The sequence below is a fragment of the Pedobacter sp. KBS0701 genome, from assembly GCF_005938645.2.
GTDB lineage: Bacteria > Bacteroidota > Bacteroidia > Sphingobacteriales > Sphingobacteriaceae > Pedobacter.
This window is the reverse complement of record NZ_CP042171.1, coordinates 5,191,593-5,216,744: the sequence shown is the minus strand read 5'-3', so window position 1 is coordinate 5,216,744 and position 25,152 is coordinate 5,191,593. Positions and strand designations below refer to the sequence as shown.

The 25,152-nt window shown below is 39.8% G+C and carries 21 protein-coding genes and 1 tRNA gene; 11 read left to right on the top strand and 11 right to left on the bottom strand.

The window, feature by feature from the left end; translation table 11 throughout:
- Positions 1-11 precede the first annotated feature (11 nt).
- Both FFJ24_RS21075 and FFJ24_RS21070 read left to right on the top strand, forming a co-directional pair.
- The gene (locus FFJ24_RS21075) at positions 12-1,487 is read left to right on the top strand and encodes a SusD/RagB family nutrient-binding outer membrane lipoprotein (RefSeq protein ID WP_138819123.1); all 1,476 of its coding nucleotides are present in this window, start codon (positions 12-14) and stop codon (positions 1,485-1,487) included.
- An 8-nt stretch (positions 1,488-1,495) separates the two neighbouring features.
- Complete coding sequence (locus tag FFJ24_RS21070; protein ID WP_138819122.1) at positions 1,496-1,945, top strand: hypothetical protein; 450 nt, start codon at positions 1,496-1,498, stop codon at positions 1,943-1,945.
- A 59-nt stretch (positions 1,946-2,004) separates the two neighbouring features.
- Here FFJ24_RS21070 and FFJ24_RS21065 read toward each other — a convergent pair whose 3' ends face one another.
- Positions 2,005-2,412 (bottom strand): DoxX family protein, encoded by a 408-nt coding sequence (locus FFJ24_RS21065; protein ID WP_138819121.1) that lies wholly within the window; start codon positions 2,410-2,412, stop codon positions 2,005-2,007.
- A 1-nt stretch (position 2,413) separates the two neighbouring features.
- Positions 2,414-3,313, bottom strand: coding sequence for an LD-carboxypeptidase (locus FFJ24_RS21060; RefSeq protein ID WP_138819120.1), 900 nt, complete (start codon positions 3,311-3,313; stop codon positions 2,414-2,416).
- A gap of 40 nt (positions 3,314-3,353) precedes the next feature.
- On the opposite strand from FFJ24_RS21060, the gene metG reads away from it, so the two are divergent.
- The gene (gene metG, locus FFJ24_RS21055; RefSeq protein WP_138819119.1) at positions 3,354-5,462 is read left to right on the top strand and encodes a methionine--tRNA ligase; all 2,109 of its coding nucleotides are present in this window, start codon (positions 3,354-3,356) and stop codon (positions 5,460-5,462) included.
- 94 nt (positions 5,463-5,556) lie between these two features.
- Here the strand turns inward: metG and FFJ24_RS21050 are convergent, their stop codons facing one another.
- Positions 5,557-6,279: an SDR family oxidoreductase gene (locus tag FFJ24_RS21050; RefSeq protein WP_138819118.1), complete on the bottom strand. Its 723-nt coding sequence runs from the start codon at positions 6,277-6,279 to the stop codon at positions 5,557-5,559.
- Positions 6,280-6,486: 207 nt separating this feature from the next.
- Here FFJ24_RS21050 and FFJ24_RS21045 point away from each other — a divergent pair.
- The 3 genes from FFJ24_RS21045 (at position 6,487) to FFJ24_RS21040 (ending at position 7,868) form a co-directional block, all read left to right on the top strand.
- Positions 6,487-6,558: transfer RNA gene (locus FFJ24_RS21045), tRNA-Arg, on the top strand.
- A gap of 909 nt (positions 6,559-7,467) precedes the next feature.
- The gene (locus tag FFJ24_RS26570; protein WP_246862673.1) at positions 7,468-7,587 is read left to right on the top strand and encodes a DUF1842 domain-containing protein; all 120 of its coding nucleotides are present in this window, start codon (positions 7,468-7,470) and stop codon (positions 7,585-7,587) included.
- On the top strand, positions 7,584-7,868 hold the full coding sequence (locus FFJ24_RS21040) for a DUF1842 domain-containing protein (protein ID WP_138819117.1): 285 nt from the start codon (positions 7,584-7,586) through the stop codon (positions 7,866-7,868). The genes FFJ24_RS26570 and FFJ24_RS21040 overlap by 4 nt, the downstream gene beginning before the upstream one ends.
- A 170-nt stretch (positions 7,869-8,038) precedes the next feature.
- On the opposite strand, the gene FFJ24_RS21035 is transcribed toward FFJ24_RS21040, so the two are convergent.
- The 8 genes from FFJ24_RS21035 to FFJ24_RS21000 all read right to left on the bottom strand — a co-directional run bounded on the left by FFJ24_RS21035 (position 8,039) and on the right by FFJ24_RS21000 (position 18,432).
- Positions 8,039-8,707, bottom strand: coding sequence for a response regulator transcription factor (locus tag FFJ24_RS21035; protein ID WP_138819116.1), 669 nt, complete (start codon positions 8,705-8,707; stop codon positions 8,039-8,041).
- A 1-nt stretch (position 8,708) separates the two neighbouring features.
- Positions 8,709-9,500, bottom strand: a complete 792-nt coding sequence (locus FFJ24_RS21030; protein WP_138819115.1) for a sensor histidine kinase — start codon at positions 9,498-9,500, stop codon at positions 8,709-8,711.
- A complete protein-coding gene (locus FFJ24_RS21025) occupies positions 9,481-10,125 on the bottom strand; it encodes a hypothetical protein (RefSeq protein WP_138819114.1) in 645 nt (214 codons plus the stop codon). The genes FFJ24_RS21030 and FFJ24_RS21025 overlap by 20 nt, the downstream gene beginning before the upstream one ends.
- Positions 10,126-10,143: 18 nt before the next feature.
- Entirely contained in the window at positions 10,144-10,593 is a 450-nt protein-coding gene (locus FFJ24_RS21020; RefSeq protein ID WP_138819113.1) for a hypothetical protein, read from the bottom strand.
- A 597-nt stretch (positions 10,594-11,190) separates the two neighbouring features.
- Positions 11,191-11,679, bottom strand: a complete 489-nt coding sequence (locus FFJ24_RS21015) for a papain-like cysteine protease family protein (protein ID WP_138819112.1) — start codon at positions 11,677-11,679, stop codon at positions 11,191-11,193.
- A gap of 65 nt (positions 11,680-11,744) precedes the next feature.
- Positions 11,745-15,224, bottom strand: coding sequence for a calcium-binding protein (locus FFJ24_RS21010; RefSeq protein ID WP_138819111.1), 3,480 nt, complete (start codon positions 15,222-15,224; stop codon positions 11,745-11,747).
- 33 nt (positions 15,225-15,257) lie between these two features.
- Positions 15,258-16,850 carry a hypothetical protein gene (locus FFJ24_RS21005; protein ID WP_138819110.1) on the bottom strand — a complete coding sequence of 531 codons (1,593 nt, stop codon included), beginning with the start codon at positions 16,848-16,850 and terminating at the stop codon, positions 15,258-15,260.
- Between the two features lie 25 nt (positions 16,851-16,875).
- The gene (locus tag FFJ24_RS21000) at positions 16,876-18,432 is read right to left on the bottom strand and encodes a hypothetical protein (RefSeq protein ID WP_138819109.1); all 1,557 of its coding nucleotides are present in this window, start codon (positions 18,430-18,432) and stop codon (positions 16,876-16,878) included.
- An 841-nt stretch (positions 18,433-19,273) separates the two neighbouring features.
- Between FFJ24_RS21000 and FFJ24_RS20995 the strand changes: the two genes are divergently transcribed.
- From FFJ24_RS20995 to FFJ24_RS20975, 5 genes are all read left to right on the top strand, one after another.
- Positions 19,274-19,885 carry a GIN domain-containing protein gene (locus FFJ24_RS20995; RefSeq protein ID WP_138819108.1) on the top strand — a complete coding sequence of 204 codons (612 nt, stop codon included), beginning with the start codon at positions 19,274-19,276 and terminating at the stop codon, positions 19,883-19,885.
- Between the two features lie 246 nt (positions 19,886-20,131).
- On the top strand, positions 20,132-21,286 hold the full coding sequence (locus tag FFJ24_RS20990; protein ID WP_138819107.1) for a transglutaminase domain-containing protein: 1,155 nt from the start codon (positions 20,132-20,134) through the stop codon (positions 21,284-21,286).
- Positions 21,287-21,584: 298 nt separating this feature from the next.
- Positions 21,585-23,123, top strand: a complete 1,539-nt coding sequence (locus tag FFJ24_RS20985; RefSeq protein WP_138819106.1) for a hypothetical protein — start codon at positions 21,585-21,587, stop codon at positions 23,121-23,123.
- Between the two features lie 27 nt (positions 23,124-23,150).
- A complete protein-coding gene (locus FFJ24_RS20980; protein ID WP_138819105.1) occupies positions 23,151-23,489 on the top strand; it encodes a hypothetical protein in 339 nt (112 codons plus the stop codon).
- 18 nt (positions 23,490-23,507) lie between these two features.
- Complete coding sequence (locus FFJ24_RS20975; protein WP_138819104.1) at positions 23,508-25,151, top strand: hypothetical protein; 1,644 nt, start codon at positions 23,508-23,510, stop codon at positions 25,149-25,151.
- Position 25,152: the final 1 nt, after the last annotated feature.

The window sequence follows — 25,152 nt, the reverse complement described above, 5'->3', positions numbered from 1 at the left end:
AGAGTTTAAATATGAAAATTAATATAAAGAAAATAGTTTTTGGATTGGCATTAGCCATAACAGGACTGAGCTCGTGCAAAAAATTTGTAGACATTAATGATGATCCTACACGATTAAAAGATCCTGATGCAAGTTTGGTTTTACCTGCTGCGCAAGGTAGGTTAGGATTTACTATGGGCTCCGATATACATCGTTTCACTTCCTTATGGGTGCAGCAGTTTGCAGCACAAGGAGGTGGTGCAGCCCAACCCACGCAATATGATAAATATGCCATAGGTGAAAGTGATATCAATAATACCTGGGAAGCTACTTTTGCAGGTACTTTGGCTGATTTGCAAAAGGTGATCGAAAAAACCAAATCAACAAGTCCAAAATATGCAGGTGTTGCAGAATTGGTAAAAGCATACATTTATCAAACGCATGTTGATGCATTTGGAGATCTTCCCTACACAGAAGCCATTGGTTATGAAGCAAACCTAAAACCAAAGTTCGATGGATCGTCAACGATTTATGATAATGTATTTAGCTTAATTGATGAAGGTATTGCTGATATCAAAAAAGCATCTTTATTGGCACCTGCAACTGATGATTTATTTTATGGCGGTGATATGGATAAATGGGAACGTTTTGGAAATGCTTTAAAACTAAGAATGTATATTCACTACTTTTCTACCAATGGAACGGCAGCAGATGCAACAAGAGCTAAAACGGGTATAACCGCTATATTAGCTACCAATAAGCTGTTAAGGGCAAATACCGACAATTTTCAAATGCGGTTTTTAAGTTCTGCCAATCAAACCAACCCTATTCACCAATTTGAAGGATCAAGACCAAACCAGTTTTTTCCGAGTAAAACTTTGGTTGATATCATGAATGCCAAGAGCGATAGCAGGAGAAATTCATTTTTTACCTTACTGGGAGCTACTTATGTTGGAGCCACGAATGGAAATGGTGATATAGTGGTAAGTACTTCCTTTTCGCGCATGAGCACTTACCTTCGAGGAAAACTTTCAGCAGGTACATATTCTGGCGAAGCACCAATAAGAATGTTAACATTTGCTGAGCAAAATCAGATTTTAGCTGAATATTTTGCCAGAACAAACGGAGGAAATGATTTAACCACAGCAGATACTTATTATAAAGCAGGTATAAACGCGTCATTTGCAAGTGCGATTGAGTTTTCAGATGGAACAGAAGCTGCGGCTGTAACCGCCGGTTTAGCTACTTATCTGGCTTCAACAAATGGAACTTTGGCAACAGGCGATGCGCTACAAAAAATTATCGAGGAAAAGTTTGTGTCTAACTTTGGGGTTGCCATAGAGCCCTGGACGGACTGGAGAAGAACAGGTTTTCCTGTATTATCTCCGGTATCCCCCTCAACATCCGTTCCGCGCATATTGCCATATTCATTTAACGAAAGAAGCTACAATCCTAACACACCAGCCCGACCTTCAGTATTCGTAAAATCTGTATTCTGGGATAAATAATTATAACTATGAAAAGAATTTTAATCATATTATTTGCATCAATATTAGGCCTGGCCTCATGCAAAAAAGATCCAAAGCAACCTGAAACACTTGATACAGCCGCTACCATTACTTTTGATGGTAATTTAAACACGGTATCGGGTACATATTCAAGTTATGCTTCAGCTACCCCTACCATAAAAGGAACAGGAACTGTAAATATTGTAATTACTTATAGTGGAGATGTGAAAACACTTTCATTTACTACGCCAACAGGTACGGTTATTAACAATCTGGGTACCGCTACAGTAAGTGGCGGTTCTTATACCTTTACTAAACTGGTAAAAGATTTACGTGGTGCGGCTGATGCTCCACTCCCTACCTCTGGTACAAGTGGGGCGGTTGTTTTAACGGTTACGGCCACCCTTGGTAATGGACAGACGGTAAAACGCTTTTTTACGATCACCATTACCGGATAATTTTATAAAATAAGGCCTGAAATTTTCAGGCCTTATTTTTAAATTGAAAAAAATTAAGCTTACTTCTTATCTACACTATATTTCCCCGGGCCAATAAAAATCAACCCGAAAAATACAATAGCCAACTCAATTGCGTGGCTGGCACCGCCTAACCCATCTCCTTTGCCGAAATGTACCAAAGCTGCGATAATCATCGTAAAGATTAATAAGATTAGTGCCGGACGGAAAAATAATCCTACAATCAACAGGAAACCACCAAAGGTTTCGGTAGCTGCAGCCATAAAGCCCCAAAATACAGGTAAAAAATCTATGCCGATTACTTTCATGCTTCCGCCTAAACCAGTCCAGCCATTTGGTCCGCCTGCAAGTTTCGGGAAACCATGAATAATAAACATTATTCCTAAACCAATACGGATCAGTAACAAGCCTGTATTGCGGTATTTTCCTAAATTGTCTAAAATTGCCATCTTATAAATATTTAAATTGAACGTTATTGGTTTCTACATATAAAGCTACTTCAGCGCCTAAAGTCATGCATAGGTTGTTTTCGATATGCCCTGTGGGGAAGTTAAAACAAACTGGATAATCATATTCCTTAACAATGTCCCAAATTACCTCATCAGCGGTTTGCCCGAAAGAGATTTTTTCTTCTTCAATTTCATTAAAGGCACCAATAATCAAGCCCTTTAAAGCATGTAGCTTACCCGCTCTTTTCAACATACGCAACATACGATCTATACCATATTCCTGCTCGCCAACATCCTCCAAAAAGAGTATTTTGTCGGTAAAATCCATTTCCGAAACCGAGCCCTGTACCATGGTGAGCAAACTTAAATTTCCACCAATCAAAATTCCTGTTGCCTCTCCTGCCCTGTTCTTAAACGAACTTTGATAAAAATAGGCCTGTTTTTCACCAAATAATGCCCTCTGTAAAGAAAGTAAAGCTTCTGGTGTAGATTCCTCAAATGTATAAGGCATTTGTGCGTGTATGCACTGGCTATTGCATTGCGCAATCAGGTGTGATAGCAGGACGGTAATATCACTGAAGCCTACAAACCATTTAGGATTTTTGTTAAACTCCGTAAAGTCCAGATCATCAATAATCCGGATGGTGCCATAACCCCCGCGGCCAGAAATGATGGCTTTTATAGATGAATCATCTATAAAGCGCTGAATATCTTTGGTCCTTAAAGCATCACTTCCCGCAAATTGGTGGTGACTTGCGTATACACTATCGCCAATAATCACCTCCAAACCCCAGCTTTCTAATCGTGCTATGGCATGGTCTATAGGTTTGGGTAATTTCTTTGCCGGACATACCAGCGCAATCTTATCTCCTTTTTTTAAATACGGGGGCTGCTTAATCATCTTCAAAACACTTATCTTTGCCAAATTAATAAAAATTGTTTTGGATAATAGTAAAATAAAAAGATATACCGTAACTGCGGCGCTTCCATATACCAATGGACCAGTTCATATTGGGCATCTGGCTGGTGTTTACATCCCTGCAGATATTTATGCCCGTTATTTAAGATCGAATAAACGAGATGTAAAATTCATCTGTGGATCTGACGAAAATGGTGTGCCCATTACTTTAAAAGCCAAAAGAGAAGGAATTACACCCCAGGAAGTGGTAGATAAGTACCATAAAATTATTGGCGATTCTTTTAAAGAGTTTGGTGTATCTTTCGATATCTATCACCGTACCTCATCGCTTACCCATCACCAAACGGCTGCTGATTTCTTCGAAACCCTTTACGATAAAGGTGTTTTTACGGAAGAGGTTACCGAGCAATATTACGATGCCACTGCGAAACAATTTCTGGCCGATCGTTATATTACAGGTACCTGCCCTAAATGCGGTAACGAAAATGCTTATGGCGATCAGTGCGAAAATTGCGGTTCTACACTCAATGCAACCGATCTGATCAATCCAAAATCTACCCTATCAGGCGATAAACCCATTTTAAAAGAAACTAAAAACTGGTTTCTGCCGCTGGATAAGTATGAAGACCGTTTACGTACCTATATCGAAAGCCACAAAGAATGGCGCCCGAATGTATACGGCCAATGCCAAAGCTGGTTAAATGCAGGTTTACAGCCAAGAGCAATGACCAGAGATTTGGATTGGGGTGTACGCGTTCCACTTCGCGATGCTGAAGGTAAAGTACTTTATGTGTGGTTTGATGCCCCTATTGGTTATATTTCTGCAACTAAAGAGCTGTGTAACTATGCCAAGCTCGATGTGTGGAATCCTAAAGCCGAGGAATATTACATCAGCAGTTACGAAAACGATAAATGTGGTTGGGAAGAATACTGGAAAAGCGACGAAACCAAGTTGGTCCACTTTATTGGTAAAGATAATATTGTTTTCCATTGCATTATTTTCCCTGCCATGTTAATGGCACACGGTGAATATACCTTGGCTGATAATGTGCCCGCAAACGAATTCTTAAACCTGGAAGGACAAAAAATATCGACTTCTAAAAACTGGGCAGTTTGGTTAAATGAATATTTAAGAGAGTTTGAAGGAAAACAAGATGTATTGCGTTATGTATTAACAGCAACAGCTCCTGAGACTAAAGACAATGATTTTACCTGGAAAGATTTTCAGGCAAGAAACAACAATGAACTGGTAGCTATACTTGGGAATTTTGTAAACCGGGTGGTGGTGCTTACACATAAATACTTTGGCGGTTCGGTACCAACCTGTATGGAAATTGCTGAGGTAGACCAGGCTGTTATTGACGAATTGGCCGGTTACCCGGCAAAAATTTCTGCATCTATAGAAAACTACCGTTTTAGAGAGGCATTATCAGAAGTAATGAATGTTGCCCGTTTAGGGAATAAGTACCTGGCCGAAACCGAGCCATGGAAACTCATTAAAACCGATGAAGACCGTGTTAGAACGATCTTGCATATTGCACTTCAAATAGCGGCCAATATTCAGATCCTGATCGAACCTTTTATGCCTTTTACAGCAGAAAAATTAATGAAGATGCTTAAAAATGGCGGCCATGATTGGGATGATGCTGGTACTGTTAGCCTGTTAAAACGTGGTCACGATATTGGAGAAGCTGTGCTCTTATTTGATAAAATTGAAGATGCAGAAATCGACTTCCAGATCGAGAAATTAAATCAAAGTAAAGCCAGTAATGCTGCTAATAATGTGGTTGCTGTTCCGGCAAAAGAAAATATCCAGTTTGACGATTTCTCGGCAATGGATATCCGTGTAGCCACTATTGTAGCAGCAGAAAAGGTAGAGAAAACCAAAAAGCTGTTGAAGTTAACGGTAAATACAGGCATTGATGAAAGAACTGTGGTTTCTGGCATCGCTGAATATTACAAACCTGAAGATATTGTAGGTAAACAGGTAAGTATGATCATAAATCTTGCTCCACGCGAAATCAAAGGGATTCTATCGCAAGGCATGATTTTAATGGCCGAAAATGCTGAAGGAAAACTCACTTTTGTAGCACCTGTAGAAAAGTTTCAGGAAGGTAGTGTAATCAGGTAGTGTTTACCTGCACTAAAATATAAAGCCATTTGATTAATTTCAAATGGCTTTTATTATTATTTATCCTGATGCGATGTAAACTTACTTTCTTTCGTTAGGGGTTCATTCGGTTAAAATAATCGGTTATTGCATCATTATTCGCTTTTGCCCGGTCGCTGCTTGTACCGAAAGTCAGTTCTGTTTTACCTTCTTTCATCTGTTCAACTACCGATGCTACAAACTCACTCACGGGAGGGTGTGCATCGTGGATTCCTTTTCCTCCCAAATCAGTGTTTAAGGCTGGCGGAATCATCTCAATCACTTCTATTTTCGAATCTTTAAGGCTATGGCGTAAAGAAAGTGTAAAAGAACGCATAAATGCTTTGGTACCACAGTAAACCGGTATGGTAGATAAAGGCACAAATGCCAGTCCGGAGGTTACATTAATAATTGTATCCAGCGCATCCAGATTACTAAACAGTTTTGTTAAGTGCAGTGGTGCTAAAACATTGGTGGTAATTTCGTGATTTGCTTTCTCATAAAAATCATCATCACCAATGTTCATCCAGCTTTGGATGCCCGCATTGTTTACCAGTACGTTTAAATCGCTATGATTTTCAGCAATCCAGTTGTACAGCTCAACTCTGCTCTTTTCATCAGATAGGTCGCATACTTTGGTAATAACCGAAGGTAGTTTTTCTGCCGCTTCCTTCAAAGCCGCTTCTCTTCGTCCGCAAATAATTACGGTGTTGTTTTCCTGGATAAACCTTTCAGCTAATCCAAAACCAATCCCAGTTGCGCCTCCTGTAATCAGGATTTTATTTTTTGTTAGTTTCATGTTCTCAATCAATTTGATAATACAAAGATTAAGTTATTGAAATGATTTATTATGGTGAGTAGTACAGTTTTTATCAATGCGGCTAATGCCTAATAATCCCGAAAGATAACCTTTCTAATTAATTATTAAATGCAATTCTTGGTGGGAAATCCTTATTAAAATGAATTCTCTTGCGACAAAACTTTTACTATATTTGCGCAACAAAATGGTCCCGTAGTTCAACGGATAGAATAGAAGTTTCCTAAACTTTAGATATGAGTTCGATTCTCGTCGGGACCACTTCCTTAGATTCAAACCAGAACATTGTTGTGCAAATCGTTGATTTTCAAGACTTTGTTTTGGTTTTTATAACGCATTAATACCCATGGCTTTTCATTCTGAATGACTGGTTTTAGTGAGACGAAAATTTACTCATTCTTGTAAATAATTAAAGGTCAGCAACTTAATAAAAAAAGTATTTTCAGCTGCTATACCGGACTTTCTTATATTGACGTGAAGCAGCTTCAGTTGGACCAGATCTCAAGAGGAGATGATGGTAACCTGAGGCTAAGGTAATCCTTGACCCTTACGATCAGCACCGCATTGGTGTAATACGTTTTAAGCTTGATCCGGATAGTCCATAAATTACGATCAAAACATGTCTGCTCCGCCAATGACCGCTTTACGAGCAACTTGAAGCAGCAAGCAAAAATGCGATGACGATAGTCATCCGGATGATCTTAATTAAGCAAATGGTTGAGTCTGCTTGTCGCTCCAGTAGGATCACTTGGGGAGCAGCATCCAAATCTGACGTGATTGATCCTCATGGGATACTCAATTAGCCCACCAATGTAAAATTGAGGTTTCTGAGCATTTTTATCTGAATTTCTCTGGTACATACTATACAATTTATTATAAGATATTGGGCAGAGCCCCCAGCTGAAAATGCATTCATTTTGCTTCAGCAATGACATTATTGCTTCAGCAAGATGCAGCAGATCATGCCAGCGGCATCAGCTATCTTGATCTTGCAGAATTCATCAGTCTTAAGTGTTAAATCTAAATGGGATCCGGGATGTCCAACTTAATACAACAAAAGCGAGTATAAATACCTGTTTTATCATTCGCGTTTTTCTACGCGGGGAACGGTCAGGCATTCCTCATTACTTTGACATAAGAAATAAATTAAAAAACTTTAAACGTAAAGTCATGTCAGAACACAAAACAAAAACCGGTACTTTTCATGTGATCTATCTAATCGATTCTCCGGTGGGTACTGCTCCAATCATCGAATTTAATTTAATCGTCAATACAGTGCCAAAAGGATAACTGGTTCGGCCACTCTTCGTGGGCCGGGCATCGATGCTGACGACGAAATCAGGGGTGAATACCATTTTCAGACCACTATGCCTCATAAAACATCAATTATGGCAAATTTAACTGGGTATGCTTATTTTCAGCCGATAGGCCTCCCTGCTCCAAATTTAAAGGCATCATTGCTTTTAACTGACGATTGGCAAAGCGGCAAAGCCGTATATGAATATCTTGAAAATGGTCATTGGGTAAAAGTAGAAGGGTCTGTGCGAAAACTTGAAATAGCAACTGTATAATCGCAATTTCGAAGCAAACTAATGAAAATAATTATTTTTTTTCCAAGCGATTAACTTCAAAACTATTATTGTAAGCAAATTTGCCTTAAAGTAGCTCTATCAGGATTAAATATTTTCGATGGTGTACCTTATCATTTTATAATTATTGCAAAACCAAAGTTTTGCAATAATTATAAATCCAGGCTAAATATGCCTGCTTTTACAGCAAACAACACAAGGCCGGCGGTATTGCGGCACCCGGTTTTGAGAATAAGGTTATTGCGGTGCCCTTCAACCGTACGTACGCTTAAATATAATTTCCCGGCAATTTCAGCAGCGCTAAGTTCATTACATATCATCTCAAGCACTTCCCTTTCTCGCTTTGTAATATCTGCTGTTATATCCGCCAATTCCCTGTTTTTTTTGTTCTTGAAATTTGCTGTATGCTGTAAAGCCTGCATGGTTTGCTGATTGATGTAAAAACCGGTCGCGTGCACCGTATTGATAGTGGTTATCAATTCGTCCTTATTGCAGTTTTTTTCAAGATAGGCATCGGCTCCGGCGGCTATCATTTTTGAGATAAGCCTTTCCTGTATCAGAACCGATAATACCACAATCTTTATTTGGGGGTACTGTTTCTGTAAAATTTCATTCAGCTCAATACCATTCATACCGGGCATGCTCATATCTATCAGGGCGATATCGGGCAGCGTGTGCAGGCCCTTTAATTTTTCCAGAAAGTCAGGCCCACTATGCGCATCGGTAACCAATTCAAAGCCAGGGATACTATTAATCAGCATTCCCAAACTCTGCCTGAAAATATTTTGATCATCCACAATGGCTATTCTGATATTTTCCATGTTAAATAACTGGTATTATTTTGATCAGCATACTAAACCCGCTAAGCTGGTTTTGGCCCATGGTAAAATCAGCTCCTATAATTCCGAGCCTGCTTTCAATATTCTGCAGACCAATCCCCTTTTTTGTTTTGATATTCTTTGGCATTCCACGCCCATCATCCTGATAACTCACGCTCATATAACCGCCCTCGGTTTCAAAGCTGATGTATGCCCGGTTAGCCCCAGCGTGTTTAATCGTATTATTCAGCAACTCTTCCATTACCCTGTACAATGAAATAGCTGCGGCTTCATTGAGCCGATCAGGGAGGTCGCCGGCTTTATTGCTGATGCTGACCTGCAGGCCACTGTGTAGTGTTACAAATTCGCTTAATTCTTCCAGCGCGCCAATAAAACCATAAAGCAAGATGCCCGCCGGAGACAAGTTGTGCGAGATATTACGCACATCCAAAATCACCTTATCAATAATTGATTTACACGAGTTTTTAAAACTGTCGAGGTCTGCGGATGTGCTGCGGTTAAACATCTCGATAGTGATTCGCAAATTCGAGAGCGCAGTGCCCACATCGTCGTGCAGATCCTGTCCTATTCGTTTACGTTCGGTCTCCTCCGATTCGATAACCGTTTGCAACAGTTCTTTTTGATGGGCAATTTCGGCCTGTTGTATTTGCCTTTGCTGCCGCAGCAGCTTGTTTTGGTGCCTGATGAAAATCACAACAAATGAAACAACCAGCATAAATACTCCGCCGATGCTTAGCAGCAACAGTATAAAAATATTATCGCTCGTTTTTTGCATATAAAAACCCGGTAGTAAATAACAGGTACATCACCATCACAAGGGTAGCGTGTATGGTAACAAAAAGATAAGCCACAGCTGAGCTCACTTTTTCAATAAGTACATTTAGAAACGCAAAATAAAAAAGAGAACTGCCAAAATAAACCAGCAAGCCGCTTACTATCCAGGTGAGCGGATAATATACCCATGATTTTTGATTTTCGGTTTCGCTGTATTTTAAAAAATAAAACAAACAGAAAGCAATAATAATTAATGCGGCAACCGGCCGCGGGTACGAATTAAACCGATGAATATCCTGTATAAAAACAAAATTAATGATACCAAAAACGGGGAAAATAACCATTAACCACCCGGCAAGCCTAACCGTCGCCGGGTGGTTTAAGGCTAATTGAAAAAATCGCATAATAAACAAAAATTCAATTATGGTATAAACGTGCAATAATGGCAGGTTATTGATATGCCGCATGCCCAGTAGCCGCTCGGCAACATTGGTTATGCCGCTAAAAACCAGGTAGAATAATATTATTTTAAAGCTGCTGGTTTTATAGACTTTTATTATCAAACCGGCAACTATGGGTAGCAGTACCAGCGCCGGTACTATTATAGCAATATAAAATAGCTGCATAAATATTGATCAGCAAGGTCAGTCGGATGTAGGAAAAGGGATATATAACTCACTTGACAGATTGCAAACCGGCGGACAAGGGGTAGTAAAGTCGTATACCAATAGGTCTGTTTCGGTAGTATCATTTTCAATCGGGTCTATTGCTTCGCCTGTGTCTTTCAACAATACCGGAACTATAAGCCCGTCCAGATCGCCAACGGTGGGCTGCGCTTCTCCGCCAAGGCCAAAATACACTCTTATTCCAACTGCACCGGTATATTTTTCCTGTAATTGTTTGATGTCATCCATTGAGATTAGTATTGCCCTTGGTATTTTTTTAGGGTTATCTTTAAATTCAGGCATACTGCCAATCGTTTCCAACCATCGCTTTACGCGTTTTTTTGCCGTTGTTAAGCTAATAGTTTTATCATGAATGCTGTGCAATTCTATCTCGTTATTGCTGACGTAATCTTTATAAATTTTGTCCATTTTTTTCGATTGTTATATTTTTTTATAGGATCCGTTACTAGCACCCGCCTTTTTGCGGCCAGCCAGTAAAACGTAATTGATGTAAGTAAATTATTTTGTAATATTTTTCAATCTTTTTCATCAACCATAGGCTTTGGGTATATGTTAGTTTAGAGGTTGCTGTAAAAATATAAATTGCTGGCAGCATTGAAATAAAAACCCGCGAACGCTGTTTTACTGAAAAAATTACATTGTGCCGGCTCCTTCAGCAGATATCAGGCACTTAAAAAAAACAGGTTTGTCATTGTTTGATTGATTGAGGTTAATTCAAAGCAATCTACAAATATTTGAGATATTTATCTACAAAACGAGCTAAATTTCATTCAATAATAATTTTATAGATATATAGTGCCAAATTCAACTCCTTGAAAGCAAATGCCTTAAAAATAGCAAGTATTTATAACAAACTGCTGTAGTGCTTATCCCGAAAAAAATTGACTAAATTTAAATAGCGTTAATAGCTATATCTTGAGTTCATTAATTGATTTCCGATGTTGATTCTGACGAAAAATGTGAGTTGTAGTATTTCACGACTTTACTGACCTTCGCAGTTAAATACTAATTCGCTTCGGTAAAAAAAGTATTTACCCATGTTGATTTGCCCTGGTAATTATTTAACAGATCTTGATAAGATAAAATGGACATTTGAGGTTGCCGGGAATCCCAAACAGTAAAATGTTGGTCGCAGTTAACCGCGCTTACAACTATAAGGTGGCCTGTTGCCGAGTTATTCCATTTAATAACAGCAATCACGGGGCGTTGATTGATCAGTTCTTCAATTAATTCATCTTTTGATACTGCTGCCGGTATTGCTTTTTTTTGCAAACCTGTAATTTTAAGTACTTCACCAATAAACTGCGGTATGTTACAAATCGAACAGCTTACGCCTGCACATTTGCATTCTTTGCCCAAAACCCGCCATGCTAATTGCACCTGATCCTGAAACTCGGTTTTCCCGTAATAACGGGCTATAGATGCTGCTACAGCTGCCCAGCACCAGTTGCTTTTAAGTTGCTTGTCTATATTAAAATCAATTGATTCAACCATTTTGCAAGTAAATTAAAACCAGGGGCTGCCAGCCCCTGGTTTTGTATTAAAGAAATCATCCGGAATTAGCCGCCCGGGTTAACATTATGAACTATTCCGTCAGATTGTAGGCAATTTACCAGCCCGATAATGGCGCCAATATAAGCTATACCTGCACCAACTGCACCAATTATAAGTCCTGCTTCGGTTTTCTTAAAGGCCATACCACCGGCTGCTGCTGCGCCACCGCAATTACTAAGCACATCCTGGAAGTAGGCTCCTGCATTTTCACCATTGAGCGAATCGGCGGGCATTGCCATACAAAATATAACACCATCTGCAATAGCTTCGGCGCCGGCCGCTATTTCTTTTTTGGGAATAAACTTAAACCCCAGATCCTTAATAATCGCCAATACCCAGGTACAGGTTTTTAAGACATAAGAATCGTGGTTTTGATCATCTTTCTTTATCGGAAAAGACAATGATGCTGTAAGCACCGAAAACCCCATGGCAATTTTGTCTAGTGTACTTAACCCTTGATTTTCACCGTCATCATCTTCCATAAAACCAATAAGGGTTAATATGCTTGCCACTACGCCCGCCACGGATGCAATACTTCCGCCTATTTTTGAATAAGCTATTGCGCCGGATGAACTCCCCGCCAGTAAAAATGGCGAGGTTTGGTCACTAAACAGATTTTTATAATAATCTGGTGATTGCATGCCATAATCATCCTGGGCAAATGGAGCATGGCCCAACATAGTTTTGGAGATAAAGGTGTATGGAATGGCAATAATGAAGGCTACTGCATTAACTATGGTCAGGTCTTCTTCTTCGCCCAATAACGATGTAAAAAATTTGTACATCGTGTTAAGGAACGGAATATCGACAATTTCTGTCAAAGCAGCCGCTAAATCGCCCGCCAGGTCTTCTAAAAATTTCAGTATTCCCAGTATAATGGTTTTTATTGGGTCGATGACCAGTTTTATCAGATCTGCTATCAATTTATAAGCATCAGCAATATTCCCCGATAATAAACCTGTAAAATCCTTAAAAAACTGTTCCAGGTCATTAATTAAAACAGAAACGGTTGGTTGTATAACATCATTAACAAATTGCTCAAACGGATTGTGGCTAACACTACCTGATGAGCCGCCGCCGAATAAGTTATTATTAAATATTTGCGAGAATATCCAATCGCCTGCCGACGAATTTAAGGGGCTATCTATTGAACCTGACTGGCTGAGCGACTGGCTGGCGATATTGGCAGGTAACACCTGTTTCAAGATCATATCTTCGGCGTTATTTAAAGTTGTTGATAAAAACGACTCCAAATCCTGCAATTTACTTTCCAGCAAACCTGCGCCATAATTAACTCCATTATTCATTAACGCAGCAATTACTTTATGAGTTTTCCAGATATCGTCTAAACCCAGCAAATGGCCTAACCAACGCAGTATAGCCTGCAGATCAATACCAATTAGTTTCAGTACCCAGTTTATTGCTTTGAATACGGTTAACAGGGTGTCCAGTACAATGGTTAATATTTTATCCGCGATGCTCAGCACAAAGTGTAGGGCATCTCCTATTTTTTTAACCACGAAACTTACACCGTCTTTTAGGTAGGTAACGCCCTTTTCTACCAGTTTTATTCCGTCTTCAAAAGCTGTTTCCAGCCATTTAAAAGCATCGCCCACGGCAGTTAAAAAATCGTCGCCGATGCCGCCCGCCCTAATAAATCCGCCAGCATCGGTATGGGGTTTCCAGGTTCCGTTTTCCAACTTCATCCCAATTATAAAGTTATCCGGCAGATGCGAAAGATTAAGCTTGCCTGTTTCCCTCGTACCCTTATCCGTTAACGAAGTAAACAAGTCACCATCCTTTACCACACCTGTTTTATGGGTTGCCGCGGCGCCGGTAAGCTGGCTTAAATTAGACGAAACGCCGTCAAGGGTATCTGATGATTGTGTTTGCGTTAAAACCGGATTTCCATCAGCGTCCTTCGCATTCTGCAAGTCGGCGCCCGAGCTTATTTGCGAAAGGCCATGCTGAATTTTACCATTTGGATAAATGTTCACTATTTTATCCAAAAATGCTGCATCCAGGTGAAAAATCGGCGAGGCGATATTATCTGTCAGTTGGATGATATTGATCATCCCGCGACCATCTGTAGCCACTATTGCAGGGTTGTCCATATCGAGACTGTAAATTTTGCCATTGATATTCACAAAAAGCCACTCAGACGAAGTGATGGAGATGTTTTCGTTAGGAAGGATTTTACCATCCTGGTCGGTAATTTTTACCTTGGTAGTAAACGAATCCAGGTTGATAAGGTAATCGCTTGCTTTTACATTAATGGTTCTTTGATTCCAGATGGTTGATGTGGGGTCCTGCCAGCAATGAATAAGGTTTTCGTTCTGGTCAACCAGGTAAAGCTCATTGCTGAGTTTAATTTTATTCCTTATTGGTGCAATGTGGATTGTTTCGGTATTAAACAGGATAGGATCGTTCCATGTATATCCTGCGCTGCTCTTTTTACCATAAATATAGTAGAGGTTATTAGGGCTTACCATTGCCCAAACAGATATGCTGGATGTATCCTGGGTGATATATAACTGGTGTACATCTTTTATTTTATCAGTAACTACCTGGAAACCACCGTCCTTAATTTTACATCCGTTAAACAGAAATATACCCTGCGCTGTGCCGATGTAAAGGTCTGAGGAAATCAACATCGGGTTTGTTTGTGTACCATAGGCAGTTTGCATACAGTTATAGGCCATTTTTTGGTATTGTAGGGGTATCTCTGCATTACCGGGACTAAAATCATACACCAAACTGCCTTCAAACTTATCGGCAATGGTAGTACATTCCAATGTTTGCGAATCGCCTATGCCGTATAAAAAAAACTTGGCTTTCTGGCCGAAGGCAAAACCAATTTCAATTTCGGTGGCCTGGTGTACATTTTCCGGTAGCTCCATTTTAACGGCGGTAAAATCGGTGCCATTGATCTCGTAATAATATTCATTATCGTTTATTTTACCGGTTGCCAGTACCATGGCGTTATTATTGATGTCGGTTGTTCCCAGGCGAATGTGATCGGCAATGAAAGAAGCATCAATACCCTGCGCCTTTTTGCACAAAGCAGCGAATGTAGACCAGTCTGCATTATTCGGAATATTTTCAGCAATAAAAACATCCGTAAAGCCAGTAGTTTTAAGTGATAAAGAAAAGGCTATTGAAATCCGGCCTTTTAAATCTTCGCTGATATCAAGGGTTATGGCCTTGTCATAGTCTTTAAAACCATCCATTAAGTTGATGGACGAAAAGCCATCGACTGATCCTGCCGAAAATTGCAATAAGCGTAAAATACCATCTGCCCCAATGGTAAATATTAAGGGCTGCCCTTTGCTGTCCTGTGCCACCAGGATATTATCATTGGGTTCAATTGGCGAGGCTTTGACCTGATTTTTCATCAGTTCGCATGAAACAAGTATCTGTGCTGATTTTACATCCTGTAAACCAGTGGATGGCAATGTTAAAATGTCATTGAAATGGGTTTCCATATTTTAATAGTTGAGAAGATTAAAAACAAGCAATTAATGATCTGTTTTGTAGGTTAATGATAGGTAGAAATTAGCTTCTGAATCGATAAATGGGGTTTTGAAATAAAATACCTGTCCACCGGGCAGTAAAATAGTAGTGCGCACCGCATTAGATAAATTGCCAAAGGCAACACCCATATTGCCGATTTGTGGAATATGTAAGTCCAACAGGCCATCAAACAAGCCGGTAAAAAATCCCTGGTCGAGGCCGCCTGTAAGGGCATCCAGAATTCCACCCAATATTTTACCTATCCAGGCAAAAGCCTTCGCGCATGTATTCTGATCAGAGTCAGAAGAGAGGTTGTCAATCTTACTGCTGTTCGTAACCTTTAAGGTAGGGTACCCGGATGCATCTTTTGTTGCTTCGATAGTAAACAGGCCCGACCAGTCAACCGTACCACCTGCATATGCTTTTGCTGTACAAACCCCCATGTCTTTATCAACTTCTTTATACAACTGTACATGCCCTTTCAATACAATATCAACACTTGTAGCGTTGTTGTTAAAGCTCACATCGATAGTATTTACATACTGGTCATTGCCCGAACTTACATTTGATATGGTATAGCTAATGCCCGTTGATGTAAAAGTGCGGCCTTGCTCATACGTATTTCCCGAAGTCACGTTTATATTATCTTTTATCTGATCGAATACGCCGCTCTGAAAGTTTTCATACAAGGGCCTTAATATCAGGTTTTCAACCAGGTCGTTATGCGAAATAATCATTTTGGCATTAATATCCTCATTATCACCTATCCAGTTGGTATCAAAAGTTCCGGGCGAGCCTGAAATATGGCCGAAACCGCCTTTGGTAGCCAATACAAAATTCAGGTTGCTCTTTCCTGGTATTACCGCATCACTATACATCGAATAAGTAGTGCCTACCGGCTTAAGCTCATCAGGTACAACTTCAGTAACTGGAACCTGGGTTTGGTCTGTCTGGGCGATAGCATAGCCCAAAACATAAGGATTGCCTGTTGCAATTAACCATTTTAAATAAAACTGCATAAACAGCACCATTTGCTCAATGCCTATGTCGCCAGAACTGCCTGCTGTGGTATGGGTTGGGTTAAACTGCAGCAAATCAACCGATTCAAAATCCATCAGCAATGAGTTTACGCTGAACATATTATCGGTAAAGTTTTTTAGCTGTGCTTCAACTAAAGGTGGTACAACTATCTTTTTGCCAATATCATCCTGCTCCAGTTTGTACAGGTCCATATTCACATCAATGCCATAAGCCCAATCAGCAATATCAAAATTGGTAAGTTGCGACATAGGCCCCTGTCCGATCCAAAACGCAGCCGTGCCCGAAACCATGTTTAAAACAAAGGTGATATCCAAACCACTGTTTGAAATATTAATCTGCGGCAGGATATTGGCATTGATATATGAGCAGCCGTCCGGAATTTGGCTTGCATCGTCCAATACTTTATAAACGTATTTTCCCTTTTCAACTGTTTGTACTAAAATAAATGAAGGGTGGATGGTACCAACTCTTGAAAGATGCGTAAGCTGATCGTTAATGGTTTGTTGAGTCATGGATACAACCATGTCAAATTGTTCAAAAATACTTGTGTTTTTCATCACGATTAAGTTTTAACTATGTTAATTAATTTGTTTTTGACAGATCGAGGTAAACGTTGCCGTCGCTATCAATAGTTGGTGATGCAGGCGATGCTGACAGCTGATAATTTGAACCCGTTGGCATAATAATGAGGCCTGTAATTACACTCGAAAAATTGTCCAGGCCGATAGAAATATCGCCAATGCCTGGTATATCAACGCTCATCGCGCCATCCAGCAGATTCGACAGCGCACCGCCATCGGTCCAAAATGTAAACAGGTCAAGAAAGCCGCCCAATATTTTGCCCATCCACGAAAAAGCATCCGCACAGGTATTGGTACCATGGTCAGAATTTTTGCTGGTAATACCGAAACTCTTATCCAAATTCAACTGCCCGTTTCTGATGCTTAATGTAACCGTTCCGGCCCATTGGATGTTGGCGCTTGCATGCGCCCTGGCTGTGCAAAAAAAGGCATCTTTCGATACTTCTTTATAAATATTAATGGCTCCGTTCATACTTAGAACAATTGAATCGGGGGCATTTTGAAGGCCAACGGTAAAGGTGTTTACATACTGGTCATCACCTCCGTTAACATTTGACATGCTGAAACTCCAGTTGCTGCCACTCACGGTTTTTGCTGCATTATAGGGCTCACCGGGGCCAACACTTACATGTTGCGAAACCTGTTGAAATACCTGCTGCTGCAAATTATTATAGAACGGAACAAGGATCAAAGCCTCCAGTAAACGGAGGTGTGAAATGATTATTTTGCCATCAGGGTTGCTGTTTGCCGAAAACCAGTTGCTATCAAGTGTTGGCGAACTGCCCTGAATATTAACAAAACCGCCTTTGGTAACCATGGCGTAGTTCAGGTTGCTTGTGCCAGTGTTCACATGGTCAGCAAACATTGAATAGTTGGCTCCGGTCGGCGTTAGTTCGGCCGGGATATTTTGCGAAAATGTGCTATTATTATTTGCATTGGCATTATAGCCTAATATGTACGGATTGCCGCTGGCTGATAAATGTTCAAAATAAAAGCTCATAAACTCCGTCATTTCTGCCGGGCACGAAGTTTCAGCCGGTATGGTACTTTTCAGGTCTGTAGAAACAAAATCCATAAAAAGGCAGCTTATTGAAAGGTTATCAGCACTGAAGTTATTGAGCTGCTCTGCTACCAACGGCGAAGGTATCTTTGTGCCATCGGGCTTAAATTCCGAAAGATCGAGGTTAACGTTAAAGCCATACTTCCATCCCGTCATATCATACTGTTTAAGTTCAGCCAAGGGGCCAAAGCCATTTTTATCAATAAATGAGGCTTTGCCGGCATCAAAATTTAATACCAGAACTATATTGCTGCCAGATTGATCTATACGTACACCAGGTGTAATATTTCCGCTGATGTACTCTGCTCCGGCCGGGACCTGGCTTTCGTTATCCCATACCGTATAGTTATAATTACCGCTATTGTCTGCGGTTCTTGATAATACTACCGTTGGCTTGATTGTTCCACCGGTAACGAGTTTTTTGAGTTCCTGATTTAGCGTATCTTCCGTAAAAGACACCACCATATCATACTGATTAAAGATGAGTTTGTTTTCCATGATTTTAAGGGGCTTGAAATATCTGTTGGTTTTGATTGTATTTTAAGGTTCAGGATATGGCACACCTGCGGCCATAGCGTTTTGATGCTTTACAGGCAGCGGTATTGGGTTCGGTTGTATTAAAAGAGTTGTGCTGATCAAGTGGTTCAGCCGCTTGCCTGGTTTTTTGTTTTCATCACGTTTTTCTATTAAGCCGATTCGTGCTCCGCTTAATTTTCTCAAATTAACACGATAAGAAACATCTGTTTAACCGAAAAAATACGGGAAAGTAAAACCAGGTAGAACTACGTGGTTGCTAAATGGATGAATATCATTTTAGCACAGGTTTAAATATTTAATATGCTTTATATCGTTAATACAGCAATCTAATTACAGCATTTCTGATATTTAGAGGGTAGCTTTTAACAGTCAGGTCTTTGGAATAACAAAAGAAAGTCAGATTAAATTACTTGTAACTGATCGTTATCCCCAAACAATAATTTTAACCTGGGCCACATGCTTATCCTCCATATTTGTTCTGCCAACTTGTTTGCCAAATCATTCAATTACTTAATTTACTTATCTAGGCTAAGGGGCTGTTTTCCCTGTTCAAGGAGCTATAAACAATTGAAATGACCATTAGCATTTTTCTTAAAAAGACTGTAAAATGATAAGTAATGAGAATAAATAGTGGATTTCTGCACGTCGTAATGGAAAGTTACCAACCGTTCGTCTAGAAATTACAGGCGTTGGTCTAGCGGTTACCTACACTGGTATAATACCGGGTTTTTGCCTGCAACGTTTGGTGGCTCGTTGCGTCTTAATATCAAAACAAGAACAAAAAACTTAAAATATAAAAGATATGAAAACTTTAGCAAAAACATTATTCGCAGCAGCATTAACAGCAGTAGTATTAACTTCATCAGCCATGGCAACTTTTGCCACTGAGCCCGTTAAAGCAGAAACAAAAACTGCTTCATTATCAAAATTCAACAGAATCTGGGTAAGCGGTAACGTTAAAATCGTCTTAACCCAGGGCGATAAACAAAACGTAGCCGGTGCAAGCAATTATGACGCTGCAAAAACCTCCGTATCAACTGATGGAAAAACCTTGTTTATCAATTCATTAGAAACCAGCCAGGTAACGCTGAATGTTACTGTAAATGATTTAGAAAGAATTGAAGCTTATGGCCAATCAGTGGTGGTAACCAGTAATAATTTCGATGTAAAATACCTTCAGTTATTTTTGTATCAAAGTGCTACCGCGAAAATCAAAACAACAGCAGGCAGTTTATATACTATCGTTAAGGATGATGCGGTATTAAAATTAAGTGGTACTGCTGGTGAAAGTACAATGATTGCCAGCAACAAGAAAAATGTAAAATTAGCTGACTTTGCCAGTCTTAAATCAGCATCATACACATCTGAAGCAATCATGGAAGCAGAGCAGAACGCAATGGTTCTGGCGAAATAAAAATATCAATCAAATAGGTTAAAGCTGCCCGTTTGGGCGGCTTTTTTTGTTTAAGGGAGTGGTTTCATGAATATTTCTGTATCACGCGAAACCATAAGATCGCATGTTTAAAAATGAGCATGATCGGTTTTTACATCTAACAGGTAATCTTGGTTTTAAGCTGGTAATTATTATTTTTGATGCAATGCAACCTTCCTCATTTTCCTTACGTCTTTGTTTTAAGCCCCAACCTTAAACCAATTGAAAATGAACCGCACTATTCTATCCTTACTCCTTTTCTCAGTAACCACTGCATTCGCCCAAAAGCAACTTAAAATTGTTAAGGCAACTTCTACCAGTGTTGATATCAAAGATGATAATTACCCGGTCAGAAAGAACGCCTGGACGGTTATGCCTAAAGAAAAATTAGATGTATATAGCACCTCGGCCAAAAAAGTAACTTTTTATACCGACCAGGAATCCATATCATTCAATGTCGATCCAAAGGTTGGGGAATATGATTTTATTATCCTGGTTAATGGAACCGATACCGCAAGAACACAGGTAAAATATGATGCAAAGGCTCCCAGCAGGAGACCCATTGCCTACCTGGATACACTTCAAAAGGCGGGAAAATACAACCTTTCAGACAGACGTGAAGTCCCGGTATTTACCTACCAATCCATGGATAACTCCAATCTGGTGCGCATCAGAACAGACCTCAGGCTAGATTCTGTCGCGGGCAAAGGAAACGAGCTTTCTAAAATTTTCAACCTGATGCACTGGGTACATAATCTGATCAGGCATGATGGGAACAGCGGTAACCCTACCCTTAAAAATGCAATTGAGCTGATTAGGGTGTGCAGGGAGCAAAACCGCGGGGTAAACTGCCGTATGCTGGCCACAGTGCTTAACGAATGTTACCTCGCTATGGGCATTACTTCCAGATACATTACCTGCATGCCAAAAGAAACCAATTTTGATGATTGCCATGTAATTAATATGGTATACAGTAAAGACCTTAAGAAGTGGATCTGGATTGACCCTACCTTTGATTCGTATGTGATGGATGAAAAAGGCAATCTGCTCGGTGTACAGGAAGTAAGAGAACGATTGGTAAAAGGTATGCCGCTGGTATTAAATGCAGATGCAAACTGGAACCGTACCGCATTACAATCTAAGGAATATTACCTGCAAACCTATATGGCAAAAAATCTTTACCGCCTTGAAACTCCCGTGATGAGCCAGTATGATACCGAAACCTGGACCAGCGGAAAAGAAGTGGCCTATGTAGAACTGTTGCCACTGGATGGTATTGTTCAGGGGCCTCAGAAGAGGGAATCAACCAATCAGAAAACCGGGGTTAAGTTTATCAATTATAAAACCAATAATCCTGAACTGTTCTGGACTACACCAAAATAATTTTGATGTAAAATACAGAAATAGCCCATTTGGGTATGCTTAAGAAGGAAATTCAAAAAAACCTATAATTAATAGCCACGCTGGTTTTGATGAGGTTTTATGAATTTAAAGAGATAAAATGTGTATTCGTTTAAGCATATCTTTTTTCGAACTCCATCACTTCCATTCGGTTCTAAAAATTAAATCTAAATTTTATTGCCTATAATTTTCTCTTTACGGTTTTCCGTAAGGATTGCCGTTGCCATGCTTATACTTTTGATCAGCTAAACAATACTAAAAGCACTAAAATGTATAAATTATGAAAACAGGCAATACCCAGAACTTTATCGGGCTAATGGGATTATTGGGACTATTTGCAATTTCAGCGTGTAAAGGTTCTGGAGGATCCCAATCAGAAGATCCATTCGCGGCTACAAATTTTAACCTTTATGATCAGGATTTAGGAAAGCGTATCGAAGCGTACCATAACGTTAATACTCCAGGCAGTGAAACCAAAAAAGGTACACCGGCACTTTATATTGATTTCTCATCTGGAATAAATAAGGCTTTTAGTGATCCAACGATCAAAAGCATGATGTCGGCCTGCTTCAACACCGTTCTCACTCAACAGTTTGAAGTATATAAATTAGGTTCCAATAAAATATCATTATTAAAAGTAACCAATACAACTGAATTGGGCCAACAGGTAAGCGATCCAAAACAATACGCTGATATTTGGGCACCATTGCAATCAACTGTAGAAAAAATTGTTGACGGTAACAGTGATGCGCTCCTGATTACCGATTTTGAAGAGTGGCAAAAAAACATAGAAGTGACCAATACGGCTTTTCTTAAAATACCCTTCTCCAAATGGCTCGAAAAAGGGAATGCTGTCCATTTTTTTATTGCAGATTATAAAGAAGGTAAGGTGAATAAACACCTTTATTTTACCATATTCAGCTGTGGCAATCCGGATGCAGGAAGTATGATTTCAAAACTCGAATCAAAACTTTCGCCATCAACTATCAGGTTTGATTTATCGAACAGTGCTTATCAACTATCAACCGGATATCCGTCAGAAAAATCAGGTGGTATTTTTTATGATGAAAGTGCAAAATCAGATAAAGCCAAAAATGTACTCGATTTAAAAGAGGGTTACGTTAACGGCCTTAAAAACGGGAAAAACTACGAATTTTATCCACTCGGCTTAGACTGGAAAAACATTGATCAACTGCACAGCACTTATGCCGGCCAAAACCAGTTTAACGATTTCTTCCGGAAACTTTTTATCGATCTGAGTAATGAGGATAGTTACACTTTTGGAAATTTCAGTGTAAAAGTTTCGGATGTGACCACCGATTTCGAAAATTTTACAAAAGCAGAAGAAGCTAAAAAACACCAACCCAAATTAAGCAAAGGAAATAATGGCGAGGCTAAGTTTTCTGATCAGGAAAAGGATGCAATTGCACTGGCATGCTACAATACCGACGGAAAATTAAAGGCACAATGGGTTTATAAAACACAGGCATCAAGCCGGCTTAATGAGGTTTTTACCCTCAACCAAAGCCTTTTTACCAATACCAGGGCATCTAATCCAAAACATGTAGAATTTGGTGTTGCTTTCGACCCTAAATTCAGCGTAGCCAACATCCATAATCCTGATGGATTAGTTAAGGTAGATATTTTATCAAACACGGCCACACCAAATCTACAAGGCGCTAAAATAGCCAAATTCGAATGGCTAAACGCTAAAAACACCCCTAATACTGCTTTAGCAGAATCGATCAAAAATACCTTGCAGGAGCTTAAACCTGTAGATAAAGTAGTGTATTCGTACTATATCAAAACTAAACAGTAATCCAACATCATTAAAATAAATTCTAAAATGGAATCAACGTCAGCTTACATCATCTCGATCATTACCGCATTGATCTTTCTTCTTTTATCGGCCATCATTGCAAACGCCATCAAGTTTGAAGGGGGGAACAATCCAAAAGACCCACAGGCACGTAAAACCTGGTTTTGGATATTGGCCATCTTAAATCCGGCAGTATGTTTTTTACTGGGTTATTATGCATTCAAGCCTGATGCAAATATTATGGTTGTAAATAATTATGTAACCGCCCTGAGTATCGGTACAGCTATCGGTTTCGTCATCTACATCATCATCGGTTTTGTAATGAGCAAAATATTTTCCACCGGAAAAATCGGACACTGGTTTTAATCCCTAATCAAAATATCAATGGATAAATTATTCGTAATCGCCATAGGTGGTACCGGGATGCGTTGTTTGGAAGCCTTTACCCACTTGTGTGGAATCGGGATGTTCGACAATCAGGAAATCGAAATCCTCACGCTCGATACCGATCAGAATAACGGAAATAAGGGCCGGGTTGAAGAACTGATCGGCCTTTACAACCGGGTTAAAACAACCGGTACCAGTGTAGGCGGAACACCAAATGCAAATACTTTCTTTTCAGCCAAACTGAATTTACACCGGTTTTTCACAAATTATGCTGGCCCTGGAAGAGAAACTTATAAAAACATTACCAAAATTACCACAGGTTCGCCCGAGCAGCAGAAAGCCAATAAATTAATCTCTGATCTGTTTTTAGATAATAGTTCGGTACAGGAATTTGCTTTAGATCATGGCTACCGGGCACAAACCCACTTAGGTTCTATGCTGATGTACCACGGCATAGTAGAAGCCGCCCGCAATATCATCAAAGGTGCAACAGTACAATCGCAGGAGCGCGAACTGGACACTTTTATGGGCAAACTGGAGGGCGCTGGGGCAAATGCCAGGGTTTTTATTTTTGGTTCTATATTCGGTGGTACAGGTGCATCATCTATCCCGGTAATCCCCAAAGCACTCCAGGATTTTGTAAAAATCCGTTTTAACGGTAATGCAAGTATCGATTTCGCCAAGGCCAAATTTGGTTCTACTTTATTAACGGAGTATTTCACTTTCAATAAACCCGATGATAAACAGAAAGCCAGTAAAGCCAATAGTGTAATCGCAGATTCATCGTTTTTTCCACTAAACAGTCAGGCAGCCTTGCAGTTTTACCAAAGCGACCCTACCGTTCAGAAATGTTATAAACTGCTTTACCACATTGGCTGGCCAATAGAAAGCAAAAAAATTGATAGCAACAATGTTTCCAATCAGACTATTACCGGTGGCAGCGAACAGAAAAACCCCTGCCACATTACAGAGTTGTTATGTGCCTGTGCCGCTTACGATTTTTTTACCCGAAATGATGGTTTTAACAGCGCAAAGGCCGATTACCTTTATAAAGCGGTAGAATTTAAAGATAATTCGTTCAACTTCTCTTTTGACGACTTTATTGGCAACGAAAATAAATCGGGTGAAATATTTGTAAACAAACTGGGTGCATTTTTCTCCCTGGCACATATTTCTTTAACCAAAAACGGTGGCGCTTTTGATGATGGTGGTATAAAGGGTTTCATCAAACAGTGCGAAAACCAAAAACTGAACCAATACAGTACCATTACCGATGCGGAGTGTAAAGACATCAACGAATATTTTAAACTTTTTGCCTACACCTTTAAAGATGCCAAATTTATACCAGGCTGGCTTTATCAGGTGAGGAACTCCGTTGCCCCTGGCAGGTTCCTTTTCGATAGCAAGGCATTCCCGGATAATCCTTCCGAACTTAAAAAACTGGATGTGGGCACCATTTTCCTGGATGAAAAACACCACTGGAGTAAAGGCGGACTTTTCAGAGACCGTTATGATCTTTTTGTCGAAAAACTGATCAATACCAATCCCAAAGACGAGCAAAAGGTAAATACTACCAAAGAGAAATTCCTCGCGCACATTTTTAATGCACTTACCATTTCACAAAACTTCGATATAAACTAAA